This window comes from Streptomyces roseicoloratus (assembly GCF_004117935.1).
Taxonomy (GTDB): Bacteria; Actinomycetota; Actinomycetes; order Streptomycetales; family Streptomycetaceae; genus Streptomyces; species Streptomyces roseicoloratus.
Genome location: NZ_SDOY01000166.1, coordinates 19,466 through 34,664, shown reverse-complemented (window position 1 = coordinate 34,664; position 15,199 = coordinate 19,466). Strand labels below are relative to the sequence as shown.

Annotated in this window: 11 protein-coding genes; 7 read left to right on the top strand and 4 right to left on the bottom strand. The window is 75.2% G+C overall.

What is annotated here, in order from left to right; translation table 11 throughout:
* Positions 1–172 precede the first annotated feature (172 nt).
* The 7 genes from helR (at position 173) to ESG85_RS28940 (ending at position 9,549) form a co-directional block, all read left to right on the top strand.
* Entirely contained in the window at positions 173–2,530 is a 2,358-nt protein-coding gene (helR, locus tag ESG85_RS28970; protein ID WP_246095356.1) for an RNA polymerase recycling motor ATPase HelR, read from the top strand.
* A gap of 262 nt (positions 2,531–2,792) precedes the next feature.
* The gene (locus tag ESG85_RS28965; RefSeq protein ID WP_128984136.1) at positions 2,793–4,040 is read left to right on the top strand and encodes a GNAT family N-acetyltransferase; all 1,248 of its coding nucleotides are present in this window, start codon (positions 2,793–2,795) and stop codon (positions 4,038–4,040) included.
* Between the two features lie 180 nt (positions 4,041–4,220).
* Positions 4,221–4,637, top strand: coding sequence for an STAS domain-containing protein (locus ESG85_RS28960; protein WP_128984135.1), 417 nt, complete (start codon positions 4,221–4,223; stop codon positions 4,635–4,637).
* 71 nt (positions 4,638–4,708) lie between these two features.
* Positions 4,709–5,101: an STAS domain-containing protein gene (locus ESG85_RS28955; protein WP_128984134.1), complete on the top strand. Its 393-nt coding sequence runs from the start codon at positions 4,709–4,711 to the stop codon at positions 5,099–5,101.
* Positions 5,098–5,670, top strand: coding sequence for an ATP-binding protein (locus ESG85_RS28950; protein ID WP_246095355.1), 573 nt, complete (start codon positions 5,098–5,100; stop codon positions 5,668–5,670). The genes ESG85_RS28955 and ESG85_RS28950 overlap by 4 nt, the downstream gene beginning before the upstream one ends.
* A gap of 358 nt (positions 5,671–6,028) precedes the next feature.
* Complete coding sequence (locus ESG85_RS28945) at positions 6,029–6,409, top strand: ATP-binding protein (RefSeq protein ID WP_128984133.1); 381 nt, start codon at positions 6,029–6,031, stop codon at positions 6,407–6,409.
* A 41-nt stretch (positions 6,410–6,450) separates the two neighbouring features.
* Positions 6,451–9,549 (top strand): HAMP domain-containing protein, encoded by a 3,099-nt coding sequence (locus ESG85_RS28940; protein WP_128984132.1) that lies wholly within the window; start codon positions 6,451–6,453, stop codon positions 9,547–9,549.
* Positions 9,550–9,570: 21 nt separating this feature from the next.
* Here the strand turns inward: ESG85_RS28940 and ESG85_RS28935 are convergent, their stop codons facing one another.
* The 4 genes from ESG85_RS28935 to ESG85_RS28920 all read right to left on the bottom strand — a co-directional run bounded on the left by ESG85_RS28935 (position 9,571) and on the right by ESG85_RS28920 (position 14,961).
* On the bottom strand, positions 9,571–12,036 hold the full coding sequence (locus ESG85_RS28935; RefSeq protein ID WP_128984131.1) for a SpoIIE family protein phosphatase: 2,466 nt from the start codon (positions 12,034–12,036) through the stop codon (positions 9,571–9,573).
* Between the two features lie 144 nt (positions 12,037–12,180).
* Positions 12,181–12,876, bottom strand: coding sequence for an alpha/beta fold hydrolase (locus ESG85_RS28930; RefSeq protein ID WP_128984130.1), 696 nt, complete (start codon positions 12,874–12,876; stop codon positions 12,181–12,183).
* Positions 12,877–13,033: 157 nt separating this feature from the next.
* Complete coding sequence (locus tag ESG85_RS28925) at positions 13,034–13,651, bottom strand: phosphoribosylanthranilate isomerase (protein ID WP_128984129.1); 618 nt, start codon at positions 13,649–13,651, stop codon at positions 13,034–13,036.
* Between the two features lie 143 nt (positions 13,652–13,794).
* Positions 13,795–14,961, bottom strand: coding sequence for a hypothetical protein (locus ESG85_RS28920; RefSeq protein ID WP_128984128.1), 1,167 nt, complete (start codon positions 14,959–14,961; stop codon positions 13,795–13,797).
* Positions 14,962–15,199: the final 238 nt, after the last annotated feature.

Here is a 15,199-nt window from a genome sequence, read left to right as displayed (position 1 = left end):
GGTGCGCCCGCGCGGCACCGGCCCCCCGGACCCGGGAACGCGAAAGGCGAGGAGTACACGCTCCTCGCCACTCTTAACTTATAGCGCACGGGGGGTCTTGCGGCAAGGCCCCCCTCGTGCCGCAGAATCGCTGGCCTGACGCCGGAACCTGCGGAAATGGGAGCTTCACGACGTGCGTACCACTACGTCCGCGTTCAATCTGTCCGACCGCCTCTCCCCCAAGGCCGACCCGGCACTGATCGCCGCCGACGAGCGGCACTTCGCCGCCGTCGCCCAGAGCCTGGAGCGGACGGTCACCGAACTGTCCGAACGCCTCGACGCCCTGCGCAGGGCGCCCGGAGGCATGGGCCGGGAGGCCATGGAGCGGGACGCCGAGATCCACCGGCTGTCCGCACGGCTGCGCACCTTCCAGCGCTTCGGACTCGACCTGTGCCTCGGGCGGATCGTTCCTGCGACCGCGGCGGCGACGACCACGGCCCCGGACCCCACGGCGGGCGCCGACGCCGAAGCCGACGCGGCGGCGGAGACTTCGGGCCCTGCGGCTCCGGGCGCGGAAGCCGTGGCGGCCGACGGCCGTTCCGCCGGGCCCGTGTACATCGGCAGGCTCGGGCTCACCGATGCCGACGGCCGACGGCTGCTGGTCGACTGGCGCTCGCCCGCCGCCGAGCCGTTCTTCGCCGCCACCCACGCACGGCCGGCGGGCCTGGCGAGCCGCCGCCGCTACCAGTGGAACGACGGCCGGATCGTCGACTACTGGGACGAGGTCTTCACCGCCGACGGCCTCGAAGGGCACGCGGCCCTCGACGACCAGTCCGCGTTCGTCGCGAGCCTGGGAGGCAACCGCTCGGAGCGGATGCGGGACGTGCTCGCCACCATCCAGGCGGACCAGGACGCCGTCATCCGGGCCGGCTCGCGCGGCGCGCTCGTCGTCGACGGCGGCCCGGGCACCGGCAAGACCGTCGTCGCCCTCCACCGCACCGCCCACCTGCTCTACTCCGACCCGCGCCTCGGCCACCGGCGCGGCGGCGTGCTCTTCGTCGGCCCGCACCAGCCGTATCTGGCGTACGTCTCCGACGTCCTGCCCAGCCTCGGCGAGGAGGGCGTACGGACCTGCACCGTGCGGGACCTCGTGCCCGAGGGCGCCACGGCGGTGCCCGAGACCGATCCGGAGGCGGCACGCCTCAAGTCGTCGGCGGAGATGGTGCGTTCGATCGAACTCGCGGTCCGGTTCTACGAGGAGCCTCCGGTGCGGGGCCTGACCGTGAGCACGCCCTGGGCCGACGTACGGCTGACCGCCGACGACTGGTCCGAGGCCTTCGAGGCCGCCGAGGGAACCCCGCACAACGAGGCGCGGGAACTGATCTGGGACGAGCTCGGCACCCTGCTCCTGGACAGGCTCGACGGCTCCGAGATCCCCGAGGACCTGTTCCGGAAGTCGCTGCGCGCCGACCGGGAGCTGGTGGAGGCGCTGCACGGCGCGTGGCCGGTCCTCGACCCGGCGGACCTGGTCGGCGACCTGTGGTCCGTGCCCGCGTATCTGCGCATGTGCGCGCCGTGGCTGTCCGGCGAGGAGGTGCGGCTGCTCCAGCGCGCGGACGCCCGGGCGTGGACGGTGTCCGACCTGCCGCTCCTGGACGCGGCCCGGCAGCGGCTCGGCGCGCCCGAGTCGGCGCTGCGCAGGCGCCGCTACGAGGAGGCGCTCGCCGCGCAGCGCAGGGAGATGTCCGCGGTCGTCGACAACCTGATCGCCGCCGCGGCCGACTCCGGTGCCGACGGCGACGAGGGCGAGGGCCTCGTGCGGATGCTGCGCGGGGCGGACGCGAAGGTCAGCCTGGTCGACGAGACCTCGCTTCCCGGCGCCGAACGCGACGTGCTGGCGGGCCCGTTCGCGCACATCGTGGTGGACGAGGCCCAGGAACTGAGCGACGCGGAATGGCAGATGCTGCTGTCGCGCTGCCCGTCCCGGTCCTTCACCGTGGTCGGCGACCGCGCCCAGGCACGGCACGGTTTCACGGAGTCGTGGCGGGAACGGCTCGAACGGGTCGGCTTCGACCGGATCGAGCAGGCCTCGCTGAGCATCAACTACCGGACGCCGGAGGAGGTGATGGCGGTGGCCGAGCCCGCGATCCGCGCCGCGCTGCCCGACGCGAACGTGCCGGCGTCCGTACGTCGCAGCGGCGTTCCGGTGGCGTTCGGTCCGGTCGCGGACCTGGAACGGGTCCTGGAGGAGTGGCTCGCCGAGCACGCGGAGGGGACGGCGTGCGTCATCGGCGCCGCGAGCGCGGACGACCCGTTCCGGCCGGAGGACCGGAACCCGGCACAGGGCCGGGACCGGGGTAGGGACGGGCGCCCGGCAGGTGGTCGGGACCGGGTCCGTTCGCTCACGCCGACGCTGGCGAAGGGGCTGGAGTTCGACCTCGTGGTGCTGGTCGACCCGGAGGGGTTCGGCACCGGCGTCGAGGGCGCGGTGGACCGCTATGTGGCGATGACCCGGGCGACCCGGCAGCTGGTCGTCCTGACCAGCGCCTGAGCCGGCGGAGCCGGTGCGGCACGGCGACCGCCTCCGCACCGGCGTACGGCGGGCCTCGAGGACCCTGCCGCGCGCCGAGCCACCTGGCCCCGGCGGAGCGGACGGCTCCGCCGGAGCCGGCCCGCAATGCGGTCGACCGTCATGCGGTTGCCCCGTATGGCGGTTGACCCGTAATTCGGTTGACCCCGACTCCGACGAGCGCTGCACTGTCGCGGGGCGGCACGCGCCGGGATGCCGCCGACCCGGGGAGGCAGCAGCAGCCATGGACATCCGCGCCACCAGCGACCAGGACCACGACGTCTTCGTCGAGACCCTCCACGCCGCGTTCGGCCGCTTCCCGGAAACCCCGGCCGAGGACGGCGGGGGCGTCTGGTGGGCGGCGCTCGAAATGGACCGCGGCCTGCTCGCCGTGACGCCCGAAGGGCGGCCCGTCGCCACGGCCGGCGCGTACTCGTTCGAGCTCACCCTGCCCGGTGAGGTGCTCGCCCCGGCCGCCGGGGTGACCGCCGTCGGCGTCGTGCCCTCGCACCGCCGGCAGGGCGTGCTCAGCGCGATGATGCGGCACCAGCTGACCGAGCTGCGGGCCCGGGGCGAATTCCTCTCCGTCCTGCTGGCCTCGGAGGCACCGATCTACGGCAGGTTCGGCTACGGACCTGCCACCTACACCCAGCGGCTGACGGTGCCGCGCCACCGGGCCGCCCTCGCCCCGCGACGGGCGGGGGGACGTGCCGGCGGCGCGGCCGGGGCCGTCCCGGACGCCGGCTCGGTCGAGGTGGTGCGGCGGGCCGGGTGCGGCGAGATCCTCGAGGAGGTCTACGACCGCTACCGCCGCGCCCAGCCCGGCGCCCTGTCCCGGCCGTCCCGCTGGTGGGCCAGGGGCGCGGGGCAGCCGCCGGTCGCCCGGGCGGCGCGCTACGTCGCCGTGCACCGCGACGCCGACGGCGTCCCCGACGGCTACGCCACCTACTCGATCGACGGCCAGGGGGACGCCGTCACCCTGACGGTCGACGAGACCGTCGCCGCCGACGACGCGGTCTTCACCGCACTGGCCGGGTTCGTCCTCGGCCACGACCTGGTCGGCCGGATCGTGTTCCGGCACTTTCCGCCCGAGCATCCGCTGCGCTGGCGGTTCGCGGACTTCCGCGCCGCCGAGGTGAGCAACCACACCGACTGGCTCTGGGTACGGCTCCTCGACGTCCCGCGTGCGCTGACCACGCGCGGCTGGTCCGGTGACGGGGAGCTCGTCCTGGACGTCGACGACCCGTTCCTCGGCGAGCACGGGCGTCACCTGCTGACGGTGCGGGACGGCAAGGCCGCGTGCGTCCCGACGGACCGGGAGCCCGACCTGTCGCTGGAGGTGGGCGACCTGGGCGCGATCTACCTGGGCGGCACCGCCCCGAGCACGCTCGTGCGGGCCGGGCACGTCCGGGCGCACCGCCCGGGCGCGGCCGCCCTCGCCGACGCCCTCTTCCGCGCCGGCCGCCCGCCGCACTGCCTGCACTGGTTCTGACCGCAGGCGGGCCGGACCGGCCACCGGCCGGTCGCGCCGGTCGCACACGGGAGGCGCGCCGTTTCGCCACCGGGGCGGACCGGCCGGCCCGGCCGGGCTCGGCGACCGCGACGCCGATTCCCGGGTCCGGCCGCGCATGCTGCGGCGCGGACGGGGCATGCGCCCGTCGGAGGTGCCCCCATGGTCCCGGTTGGTTCCGTGCCGCCACAAGGCAGTGGTGCGCGGCCCGCCCTCACGGAGTCGCGTACCTACCGTGCTCCGGCGGGCACCGCGTGGGTGGTCCGCGAGCCCTCGCCCGCGCCCGGCACCGTCGTCCTCTCGGCGGCCGGCGAGTTCGACGTCGACACGGTCGACTGCCTGCGGCAGGCCCTCGCCGAGGCCCGGCTGCTGGAGGCCCGGCAGACCGTCCTCGACATCTCGCGGATCGGGTTCGGGGACTCCTCGTTCCTGCACGAGCTGGTCATCGCGCACTTCACGGGCGGGCGGTTCGTGCTCGCCGGGCCGGTGCCGCGCCGGCTGCACCAGTTGTTCATGATGACGGGGACGCTACGGCTGTTCAGGATTGTCAAGGATCGCGCGGTGCTCGGGTTCGCCTGATCATGGGGCTACCGGCCACCGCCGGCAGGACGGACCACTCACGGTCCGGGACGGAAGGAGGCCGCGTCCGCATGGGAAGCACGGAGCAGGCGGCGGAGGACTTCACCGGTCGGCTGGGCGTACGGGTGCGGGACGGGCAACGGCCCGCGACCTACGTCCTGGCCGTGACCGGCGAACTCGACCACGACACGGCGGCCCCCCTCAAGGAGGCCCTGGAGACACATGTGACGGCCGAGAGGATCGTCGTCGACTGCTCGGGGCTGCGGTTCTGCGACTCCACCGGACTGAACGTCCTGCTCAGGAGCCGGCTGCGGATGACCGAGAGCGGCGGCAGGCTCGACCTGGCCGGACTGCGGCCGCCGGTGGACCGGATGTTCGAGATCACCGGGGCGCTGACGGTGTTCCGGGTGTACGCCGACACCGCGGCCGCGCTCGCGGACGCTCCGGCCGCGGAGGAAGCATGAGGCGCGGCGACACGCGGAACGGCGGTGCCGAGGACCCGGCGGGCACCGAGGGTACCGGGAACGCGGGCGTGCCCGCCGACGAGTGGCGGGACGTGCCACCGGACGAGCTCCCGCCGCTCGCCCGGCAGCAGCAGGTCAGACGCCTGCTGCTGAACAGCGCGGCGGGCGCGGTGACCCGCTGCCGCGACTTCACCTACGAGGCGCTCACCGACTGGGGCTGGCTGCCGGCAGCCGTACCGGAGGACCAGGAGCGGGCGGAGGACGTGCTGCTGCTGGTGTCGGAGGTCGTCACCAACGCCTGCCTGCACGCGGACGGCCCCGAGGAACTGGTGCTGCGCCACTCCGCCGGACGGCTGCGGGTGGAGGTGTACGACGGGAACCCGGCGCACCCGCGAGCCCGCGTCCCCCGCTCGCCCGCGATGCCCGGCGGGCACGGACTCATGGTGCTCGACCGGCTGGCCGGCGCCTGGGGCTCGGAGGCGAAGCCGAACGGCGCCCCGGGGAAGGTGGTGTGGCTGGAGGTGCGCCGCCCGTCGCCCCCGCCCTGGCTGCGCCTCCCCCGCGACTGACGCGCCGCGCCCGCCCCGGCGGTACCGTCCCCCGGCTGACCGCCGCGTCCGCCCCGGCGGCACCGCCCCACGGCTGAACGCCGCGCGCGGCCTCTCGTCCGTCCGTCACCCGGGGGCGCCCCGGTCTCCGGGCGCCCTCGGGCCTCGCGCCCGCGCGCCCGCCGTCCACGGCGGCCTCTCGCCCGGTCGCGCGCTCGCCCCGGCTCCCCTCCGCGCGATACCTCTCCCGGACGCCGTTTGCCCGGCCCGTAGGGGGAAAGTCGCCGTTCATGGCCAACGGGAAGGAGCTCCGGGCCGTCGACCGCTCGCTGCGGTACGACCTGACGGAGGGATCACACGAAGCGGGCGTGGTGGCGCGATGCCGCGGCGTGCGCTCCGTTCCTGGTTCGGGCCCGCCGGCTCACCCGAGCTGCCGGCCCCTTCGGACGCGCTGCTGCTGGTCTCCGAGGTGGTCACCAACGCCCGCACCCACGGCGGCGACGTGAGCGAGCTGCAGCTGGCGGGCACCGACCGGGCGCTGTGGGTGCAGGTGACCGACACGTGCCCTGATCGCCCCCGTCCGCACGGCCCGCACCGGGCCGACCGCTCCTCCGGCCACGGCCTCTACCTGCTGGAACGGCTCGCGACGCGCTGGGGCTGCGTGCCACGGGGCCGGGCCGGGAAGACGGTGTGGTTCGAGGTGGAGATGCTCCCGGCGCCGACCGGGGCTCCGGAGGCCCCCGGCCCCACGCGGTCCTAGAGTGGACGAGCGGGGCTTTCGCACCCCGCCGAGCAGGCCTCATGGCACACCGCAGAGAGGTACCCCACGGCACGCACGACCGCCAGGAGACGCACGGCGACCACGGCGGTCCGGACGACGACGGTCTGCGACGGCTCCTGGCCGGCCTGACGGCCGTACGGGACGGGGATCTTTCCGTACGGCTCACCGAGGGGTCCGACGGCGTGCTGGGCGAGATAGCCACCGTCTACAACGACATGATCGACCGGCTCTCCCTGCTCACGTCCGAGGTCACCCGGGTCGCCGGCGAGGTGGGCGGTCAGGGCCTGCTGGGCGGGCGGGTGCGCGAGCCGCGGGCGAGCGGCGCGTGGCGCGAGCTGACCACCGGCGTGAACACGATGGCGGACAACCTGACGTCGCAGGTGCGCTCCATCGCGCAGGTCGCCACCGCCGTGGCCCGCGGCGACCTCACGCAGAAGATCCGGGTGGACGCGCGCGGCGAGATCCTGGAGCTCAAGGAGACCATCAACACCATGGTCGACCGGCTGTCCTCCTTCGCCGAGGAGGTCACGCGGGTGGCCCGCGAGGTCGGCACCGAGGGAAAGCTCGGCGGTCAGGCCCGGGTCGGCGGGGTCTCCGGCACCTGGAAGGACCTCACGGACAACGTCAACTCGATGGCCGACAACCTCACCAACCAGGTGCGCAACATCGCCCAGGTGACGACCTCGGTCGCCCAGGGCGATCTGACCAGCCGGATCGACGTGTCGGCCCGGGGCGAGATCCTGGAGCTCAAGACCACGATCAACACGATGGTCGACCAGCTGTCGTCGTTCGCGGCCGAGGTGACCCGGGTGGCGCGCGAGGTCGGCACCGAGGGAAAACTGGGCGGCCAGGCGGAGGTCGAGGGCGTCTCCGGGACCTGGATGCGGCTCACCGAGAACGTCAACGAGCTGGCCGGCAACCTGACCCGCCAGGTGCGGGCGATCGCCGAGGTCACCAGCGCGGTCGCCGAGGGCGACCTGACGCGGTCGATCACGGTCGACGCACCGGGCGAGGTCGGTGAGCTGCGCGACAACATCAACGCGATGGTCGAGTCGCTGCGGGCCACCACCCGGGCCAACGAGGAGCAGGACTGGCTGCAGACCAACCTGGCCAGGACCACGGCGCTGCTCCAGGGCACCCGTGGACTGCCGGAGATCGCCGAACTGATCATGGCCGAGGTGCCGCCGCTGGTCTCGGCGCAGTACGGCGCCTTCTTCCTCACGGCGGAACCGGAGCGGGCGGAGGAGGTCCGCACGGCCGGCGGGGACGACGGGGGCGGTGCGGCGGGCGGCGGAGACGGTGCCGCCGGAGCAGGAGGGCCGGCCGCTGCCGGTACGGGCGGCGCGGCGGTGGCCCCCGGGGCCGCCGGGCCCGAGCTGGTGCTCGCCGCCTCGTACGGGCTGCCGGTCGCGCCGGGCGGCCCGCCGCGCCGCTTCCGGCTCGGCGAGGGCCTGGTGGGGCAGGCGGCACGGGACCGGCGCACCCTGCTGGTCGAGCCGGTGCCCGAGGGCTACGCCACCATCAGCTCCGCCGTCGGCACCGGCGAGCCCGCCGCACTGATCATCCTGCCGATCGTGGTGGAGGACCAGGTGCTCGGGGCCCTCGAACTCGCCTCGCTGCGGCCCTTCAGCGCCCTCCAGCGTGACTTCCTCGACCGTTTCGTGGTCAGCGCGGGTGCCGTCCTCAGCTCTCTGGTGGCCAATCTGCGCACCGACGAACTGCTCGCCCAGTTCCGTGGGCTCGCCGACGAACTGCGCCTGCGGACCCAGGAGTTGCAGGCGCGGCAGCGGGAACTCCAGCGCTCCAACGAGGAGCTGCAGGAGCAGGCGGAGCTGCTCGCCGAGCGGAACGAGGACATCGAGTCGAAGAACCGGGTCATCGAGCAGGCCCGGCAGGAACTGGAGGCCCGCGCCCAGCAGTTGTCGCGCACGTCCATGTACAAGTCCGAGTTCCTCGCCAACATGAGCCACGAGCTGCGGACCCCGCTGAACAGCCTGCTCATCCTGGCCCGGCTGCTCGCCCAGAACCCCGAGGGCAACCTGACGGAGAAGCAGGTGGACTACGCGGAGGTCATCCACTCGGCGGGCTCCGACCTGCTCCAGCTGATCAACGACATCCTCGACCTGTCGAAGGTGGAGGCGGGCAAGATGGAGGTGCGGCGCGAGCCGTTCGCGCTGTCCCAGCTCCTGGAGTACCTGGAGGCGACGTTCGGGCCGGTCGCCGACGAGCGGGGCCTGGACTTCACCGTCACCGTCGCCCCGGACGTACCGGCGTACCTCACGACCGACGAGGGACGGGTGCGGCAGGTGCTGCGCAACCTGCTGTCCAACGCGCTGAAGTTCACCGACGTGGGCCAGGTGTCGCTGACCGTCGAGCACACGCCGCCCGACGAGGTGCCGCCCTCCCTGCGGGACGAACGGCCGGTCCTCGCCTTCCGCGTCGAGGACACCGGCATCGGCATACCCGCCGACCGGCTGCGGAACGTCTTCGAGGCCTTCCAGCAGGGCGACGGCACCACCGTGCGCGAGTACGGCGGAACCGGGCTCGGTCTGTCGATCAGCCGGGAGGTGGCCACGCTGGTCGGCGGCACGATCGAGGTCGAGAGCACACCGGGGCGCGGCAGCCGCTTCACCTTCCACCTTCCCGAACGGGCCTCGTCCGGCGCGGCGGCGCTCGGTGCCGCGACGACGGCGGACGCCGGGCCGGCGGTGGGATCCGCGGCCGGCGCCACGACGGCGGACGCGGAACCGGCGCCCACCGTCCTCCTCGTGGACGACGACACCCGGAACGTCTTCGCGCTCACCGAGGTCCTGGAGGCCCACGGACTGCGGGTGCTGACCGCCGACGGCGGCCGGCGGGCCATCGACCTGCTCCGCGAGCACGAGGAGATCCGGCTGGTCCTGATGGACGTGATGATGGCCGGAATGGACGGCTACCAGGCCATCGAGGAGATCCGGCGCCTGCCGGACCGCGCCGGCGTGCCGGTCATCGTCGTCACGGCGAAGGCGATGCCGGACGACCGGGTCCACGCGATGGAGGCGGGCGCCGACGACTACCTGGCGAAGCCGGTCGACGAGAAGGAACTGCTGGTGAAGATCTTCCGCCGGCTGGAGGGGTAGGGCCGGCCGGAGGAGTGCGGCTCATGCGCCCGCCGGTCGGGCGCCGGGTCCGCCCGGGTCTCCGGGCACCGCCTCGCCGGGGCGGCGGAGGCGTACCGCGACGACGCTCGTGTCGTCGTCGGTGTCGCCGAGCGCCGTGCCGAGCAGGGCGTCCACCAGCAGTTCCGGGCTCTCCCGGTCGGCCAGCCGTCCGGCGACCGCGAGGAGCCGGGCGAGACCGGGCCCCAGGCCGTCGTGGCGCCGCTCCACCAGCCCGTCGGTGTAGAAGAGCAGGGTGTCGCCGGGCTCCAGCTCGGTGCGCCGTTCCTCGTACGTGTACGAGGGGACCGCCCCGAGCAGGATGTCCTGCGGCGGGTCGAGGAGCCGCGCCCGGCCGCCGCGGATCAGCAGCAGCGGCAGGTGCCCGGCGCTGGACCACACGAGGCCGCCGTCGGCGGGGTCGTACAGCGCGCAGACGGCGGTGGCGGTGGAGCCGCCGCCGGTGCGCAGGGTGACCTCGTTGAGCCAGCCCATCAGCTCCGCGGGCGGGCGGCCGGTGAAGGCGAGGGCGCGCTGGGCGTTGCGCAGGGCGACCATGCCGGTGACGGAGTCGATGCCGTGCCCGGCGATGTCGCCGACGGCGAGCAGGACCTTGCCGTCGGGCAGGGCGACGACGTCGTACCAGTCGCCGCCGACCTGGTACTCCTCGGCGGCGGGCCAGTAGCGGGCCGCGGCGACGAGGCCGCCGGGCAGTTCGCGCAGCGCGGTGGCCTCGGGGACGATCGCCTGCTGGAGCTGGAGGGCGAGCTGGTGGCGCAGTTCGGCCTGGCTGCGGACGGCGTTGAGGTGGTCGAAGGTGGCGGTGAGGGCGAGCTCGGTGCGCCGGGTCGCGGACACGTCCTGGAAGACGCCGACGAACCCGGTGACGGCGTTCTGGTCGAGCAGGGGCTCGGCGGCGACCCGGACGTGGCGGACGGAGCCCTCGGGCAGCAGGACCCGCAGCACCGTCTGGGCGCCCGTCCGGCGCTCCGTGAGCGTCCTGAGGAGGGTGGTCAGGGCCTCGCCGTCCTCCTGGTGGACGCGGGGGCGCAGGGCGAGCAGCGGCAGCGGCGGCTCGTCGCGGGACATGCCGAAGATCCCGTACGCCTGCTCGGACCAGACGGTGTCGCCGCCGGTGAGGCTGTCCTGGAAGGTGGCGACGCTCTGCAGCCGGGCGACGGCCCGCCCGACGGCCAGGCCGGGATCGGCCGCGCAGTGCCAGAGGACCGCGCAGCGGTCGGCTCCGGCGGGCAGGACACGGACGTCGAGCAGCGCGTCCTGCCGTTCCGGGACCACGGCCTCCGGCTGCCCCGGGTCCGGTGCCGTCGCTGCCGCTCCCGATGGGCCCGAGCCCGGTGCCGGATCGGCCGGGTCGACGAGGGACAGGTGGGCGGCGTGCTGGGCGCGGCGGGTGTGGCGGGCGCGGCGGGCCAGCCGGTCGAGGGCGGCGTGGACGTGCGGGAAGACGCCGGTGAGGGTCCGGTCGCCGGTCAGGAGTCGGCCGCCGAGGGCGGTGACGGCGGCCTCGTTGGCGTGCTCCACGACGAGGACGTCGGCGGTGGCGCCGATGCGCAGCAGCGCCGCGGGGTGGGTGAGGGCGTCGAGGAGGTCGACCAGCAGCGGTGCGTCGGCCGCGTCGGTGTCGGGCCGGTCGAGGACCGTGACGACGATGTCCATCAGTCCGGCGACGGCCTTGCGCAGGGCCGGGTCGAAGTGCACGGGGCCGGGCCAGCCGACCAGGGCGACGCCGGCGGTCGTGCCGCGCCGCCGGAGGGGCAGCACGGCCTGGGCGGCGCCGGGGCCGGCGCCGGGCAGGACGGACGCGGCGCCGGGGCCGTCGCCGAGCCACACGGGGGCGTTCCCGTCGAGGGCGGCTCGGATCGGCTCCGGGGCGGCGGGCGGAATCCACCACCAGGCCAGCGCTTCCGAGGCGCCGACGCCGGCGTGGCCGGCGAGCCGCAGGCAGCCGGCGTCGGCGCACCGCCACAGCCACAGACTGTCCGCGCCGAGCGGTCCGAGGCCGCCTTTCAGGAGGGTCCGGGCGGCCTCGCCGACGTCGTCCGCCGTCTCGGCGGCGGCAGCGGTGCGACGCATCCGGCGCGCGAGGACGACCGACGCCTCGCCGGCCGGTCCACCGCGGCCGGAAGGGGCCGCGGAGGGACCGCCGTCCGGACCGGCCCCGGAGGTGCGTGGAAGCTCGCGGGGACCGCCGAGGGCGTTGACGACGTCCGCGGCCAGGTCCTCGGCGGAGAGTCCGGTGGCGGCGGCGAGGGCGGAGAGGTGCTCGGCGGCGTCGGCGGCGGACACGCCCAGCTGGGCGGCGAGGGCGCCGGTGGCGAGGTCGGTCAGATGGCGGCGGGCCCGCTCGGACCGGAGCCGCAGGTTCTCCGCGGCCAGGCCCGCGAAACCGGGCTCACCATGATCGGGAGCCCCCGGGGACGTGCCCTCGGGCTCCGCCGAACCGGTCACGACGACCTCCGGAGCAGGCGCTCGTACCTCCTCGGAGTCTACCCGCGCGACCGGTCCCGGGCCCGGTCCGACGCCGCCGTCCGGGGCGGACGGCGGCGGGCGGCGGGACGCGGCCGGGGGCCTGGCCCGGCCGGACGTCACGTCCTACGTGTCCGCGTGGAGGTCCGCGACGCCGGCCAGGAGGAGGGCGAGAGGGAAGGGGCTCGTGAGCATCGGCCAGTGACCCGAGTCGATGTCGACGCAGTCGAGGCGCGCGGCCCTGGCGAGCTCCGGGCTGTCGCCGGCGGCGATCCACTCACGGGCCTGGGCCGGGGTGAACTCCGGGCACACGAGCGTCACGGGCACCTCGAAGCGGCGCTCGTCGGTGAGGCGCACGACTCCCTTGACGACCGCCTCGGGCACGGGCAGCGCGGCGGCCGCGAAGCGCTTCCTCGCGTCGTCGTCCAGGTCGGCGGCGTCCGGGCCCTCGAAGGGCTCCCAGCCGGGGAAGGGCATCCATCCCTCGTGGACCGGGAGGAAGTCGGCGTAGGCCCGCCCGTCGCCGGCCGGGAATCCTCCGATCATGGCCACCCCGGCCACCTTCTCCGGTCGCGCGTCGGCGGCCGCCCAGGCGAGGCTCACGGCGGCGGAGTGGCCCACGACGAGGGGCTTCCCGGGCGCCGCGTCGACCGCCGCGACGACCGCCGCCACCTGGTCGTCCAGCGTGGCGGCGGCGGCCCCGTCGCCCTGCCCGGGGAGCGTGAGCGGCACGGGCCGGTGCCCGAGCTCGGTGAGTCGGGGCACGACGTCGTCCCAGGCGGATCCATCCAGCCAGAGTCCGGCGATGAGCAGGATGTCCATGAGCGAGCGATCCTCCGGGAACGAGTGCCGGGTGCCGGCACGCTTGCCGCGCCGGTGCCGGCGCGGCGCACCGGCGGTTCGCACGCTAGCCGGAGGGTCTGACAGCGGACCGGCGGTGCGTACCCTCGACGTGTCCGAGCGGTCGGCCGACCGGAGTTCAGACCGCGGACTTCGCCGCGGCGACGAACGCGCGGATGCGGTCGTGGTCCTTCACGCCGGGCGACGACTCCACGCCGCTGGAGACGTCCACGCCCCACGGGCGGGCCGCGCCGATCGCCTCGGCCACGTTCTCGGGGGCGAGGCCCCCGGCGAGCAGCCAGGTGCCTTCTGGACGGGCCGTGTCCAGGAGCGAGAGGTCCCAGCGGGCGCCCGATCCCGCGCGGGGCGAGTCGAGCAGCAGGACCTCCTCGCCGTAGGCGCCGACACGGGTGTCGGGCCGTTCCTTGAGGGAGGTGGCGCGCCACAGCCGGGGGAAGAGGGACGCCGCCGCGGCGAAGTCGGCTTCTCCGTAGGGGCCGTGCAACTGCAGGGCGTCGACGTCGAGTTCGCGGGCGAGCGCCGCGGCCTCGGCGGCGGGCGTGTCGTTGACGACGAGGACCGAAAGGACCCGGGCGGGCGTGTGGGCGCGGGCGTGGGCGGCGAGCGCCGCGGCCCGGTCGCGCGTCAGACCGCGGACGCTGGTCCCGCTGATCACCAGGCCGATCGCGTCGGCCCCCGCCTCGACGGCCACGTCGACGTCGGCGGTCGTGGCGAGCCCGCACACCTTGACGAACACTGTCTCTCCTCCGCTGCCCACGCCGAGCCCTCACACCGGCCCGCCGGCCCGAGCCTACCCGTGCCCCCACCGGGGCGGCACGGGCGCCGCTCGGCCTGCGGCAGGGGCGTCCTCCGGGCCCGCCGCACCGGCCGGTGTCACGTTCAGGCGCCTTCCGGCTCCTCCGCCGCTTCCTCCTCGGCCGACGTGTCGGCGGCGTACGGGTGCACGTAGCAGTCCTCGCCGAACGGCGTGAACCAGGTGCCGAAGCCCAGGAGCGGCGGTTCCGGGCCCGGGTCGGCGCCGATGCCGGCCTCCTCGCGCACGCGGCCGTGGAAGCGTTCCAGGGCCGCCGCGACGTCGTCGTCCAGGAGGCCGTACAGATCGAGGGCGGTGCGGGCCTGCTCCAGCAGGAACCTCAGGACGAGTTCCTCGGCGAGGCAGCCCAGCCGGCCGAAACCGCCGCCGGTCAGGCGGGTGGTGAAGGCGACGGCGGTGACCAGGAACCGGCGGGCGAACGGCTCGTCGTAGCGCGCCGCGTGCCGGGCCGGCAGCCGGTCGAGGTGCCAGAGGTGGCCCTGGCAGCCGGCGACGTCGGTGTCCTCGTCGGCGAGGGCCTGGACGTCGTCGTACAGCTCGTCGATGAGCACCTCGGCGGCGTGGACCAGTGCGCCCGCGGCGAGTTGCGCGGTGTCGGGGCTCGCGCCGAAGACCTCGGGCGCGAAGGAGCGGAGCCGTACGGCCGCGGCGCGGATCTCGGTCTCCGGGTCGGGGGCGTCCTCGATGACGTCCGACCACACGTCGTCCTCGTCGTCGCCGTCCTCGATCCCGTCGCCGTCCCCCGCCCCGCGGTCGCCTCGCCCGGCTCCGTGGCCGGTCGTCCCGTCCACGGCCGGCCCCGCCTGCCGGCCGCGTCTCGCGGCGGCGTGCCGGGCCCGGCGGGCGGCCGGGTCGCTGGGCGGAGCGTCCGGCCCGTCGGCCGCCGCCAGGCTCTCCCGGGCGCGGTCGGTGTGCAGCCGCACCTCGCTGCTGACCACCAGCCAGCCCTCGAGCGGTTCCGCCCGGTCCAGCACCTCCTGGGTCACGGCCCCCACCGCGTCCTCGGCGGCCTCCAGGCACGGCGCGAGGACGGTCACCGTCAGCTCGGCGCCGCGCGCGTGGGGCGCCACGGTCACGTCGAGGACGTCCACCTCCACACCGCCCGGCCCCTCGACGCCGGCCACGGAGCCGAAGCCGCGCTCCAGCAGGACGGCGGCGCCGAACCGGCCGAGCGCGTCGAGGTCGGAGGAGTCGTCGGGTATGCACGTATCCACGGTCACGACGTACGTCACGGCGCAAGCCTGCCAGGCCGGGCGGGACGGTTTCGAAGGGATTCCGGAATCCGGTCGGCTCCCCGTCCGAACCCGGCCGTTCCCGCGCGCCGCGTCACGCGCGACGTCCGCCGCCTCCGCCCACGGATCCCGCCGTCTCCTCCGGCGCGAGCCGTCTCTCCGGTACGAGCCTTCTCCTCGTCCACCGCACCTTCGCGCGGGCCGCGGAGTGCGGAGTAGCGTGAACCGGTCGCCGTGA

Coding starts and splice junctions, on each gene's coding strand:
- ESG85_RS28950 (WP_246095355.1), top strand. CDS start 5,098: ATGAGGCGCGGCGACACGCGGAACGGCGGTGCCGAGGACCCGGCGGGC.
- ESG85_RS28940 (WP_128984132.1), top strand. CDS start 6,451: ATGGCACACCGCAGAGAGGTACCCCACGGCACGCACGACCGCCAGGAG.
- ESG85_RS28945 (WP_128984133.1), top strand. CDS start 6,029: ATGCCGCGGCGTGCGCTCCGTTCCTGGTTCGGGCCCGCCGGCTCACCC.
- ESG85_RS28965 (WP_128984136.1), top strand. CDS start 2,793: ATGGACATCCGCGCCACCAGCGACCAGGACCACGACGTCTTCGTCGAG.
- ESG85_RS28955 (WP_128984134.1), top strand. CDS start 4,709: ATGGGAAGCACGGAGCAGGCGGCGGAGGACTTCACCGGTCGGCTGGGC.
- ESG85_RS28960 (WP_128984135.1), top strand. CDS start 4,221: ATGGTCCCGGTTGGTTCCGTGCCGCCACAAGGCAGTGGTGCGCGGCCC.
- ESG85_RS28930 (WP_128984130.1), bottom strand. CDS start 12,876: ATGGACATCCTGCTCATCGCCGGACTCTGGCTGGATGGATCCGCCTGG.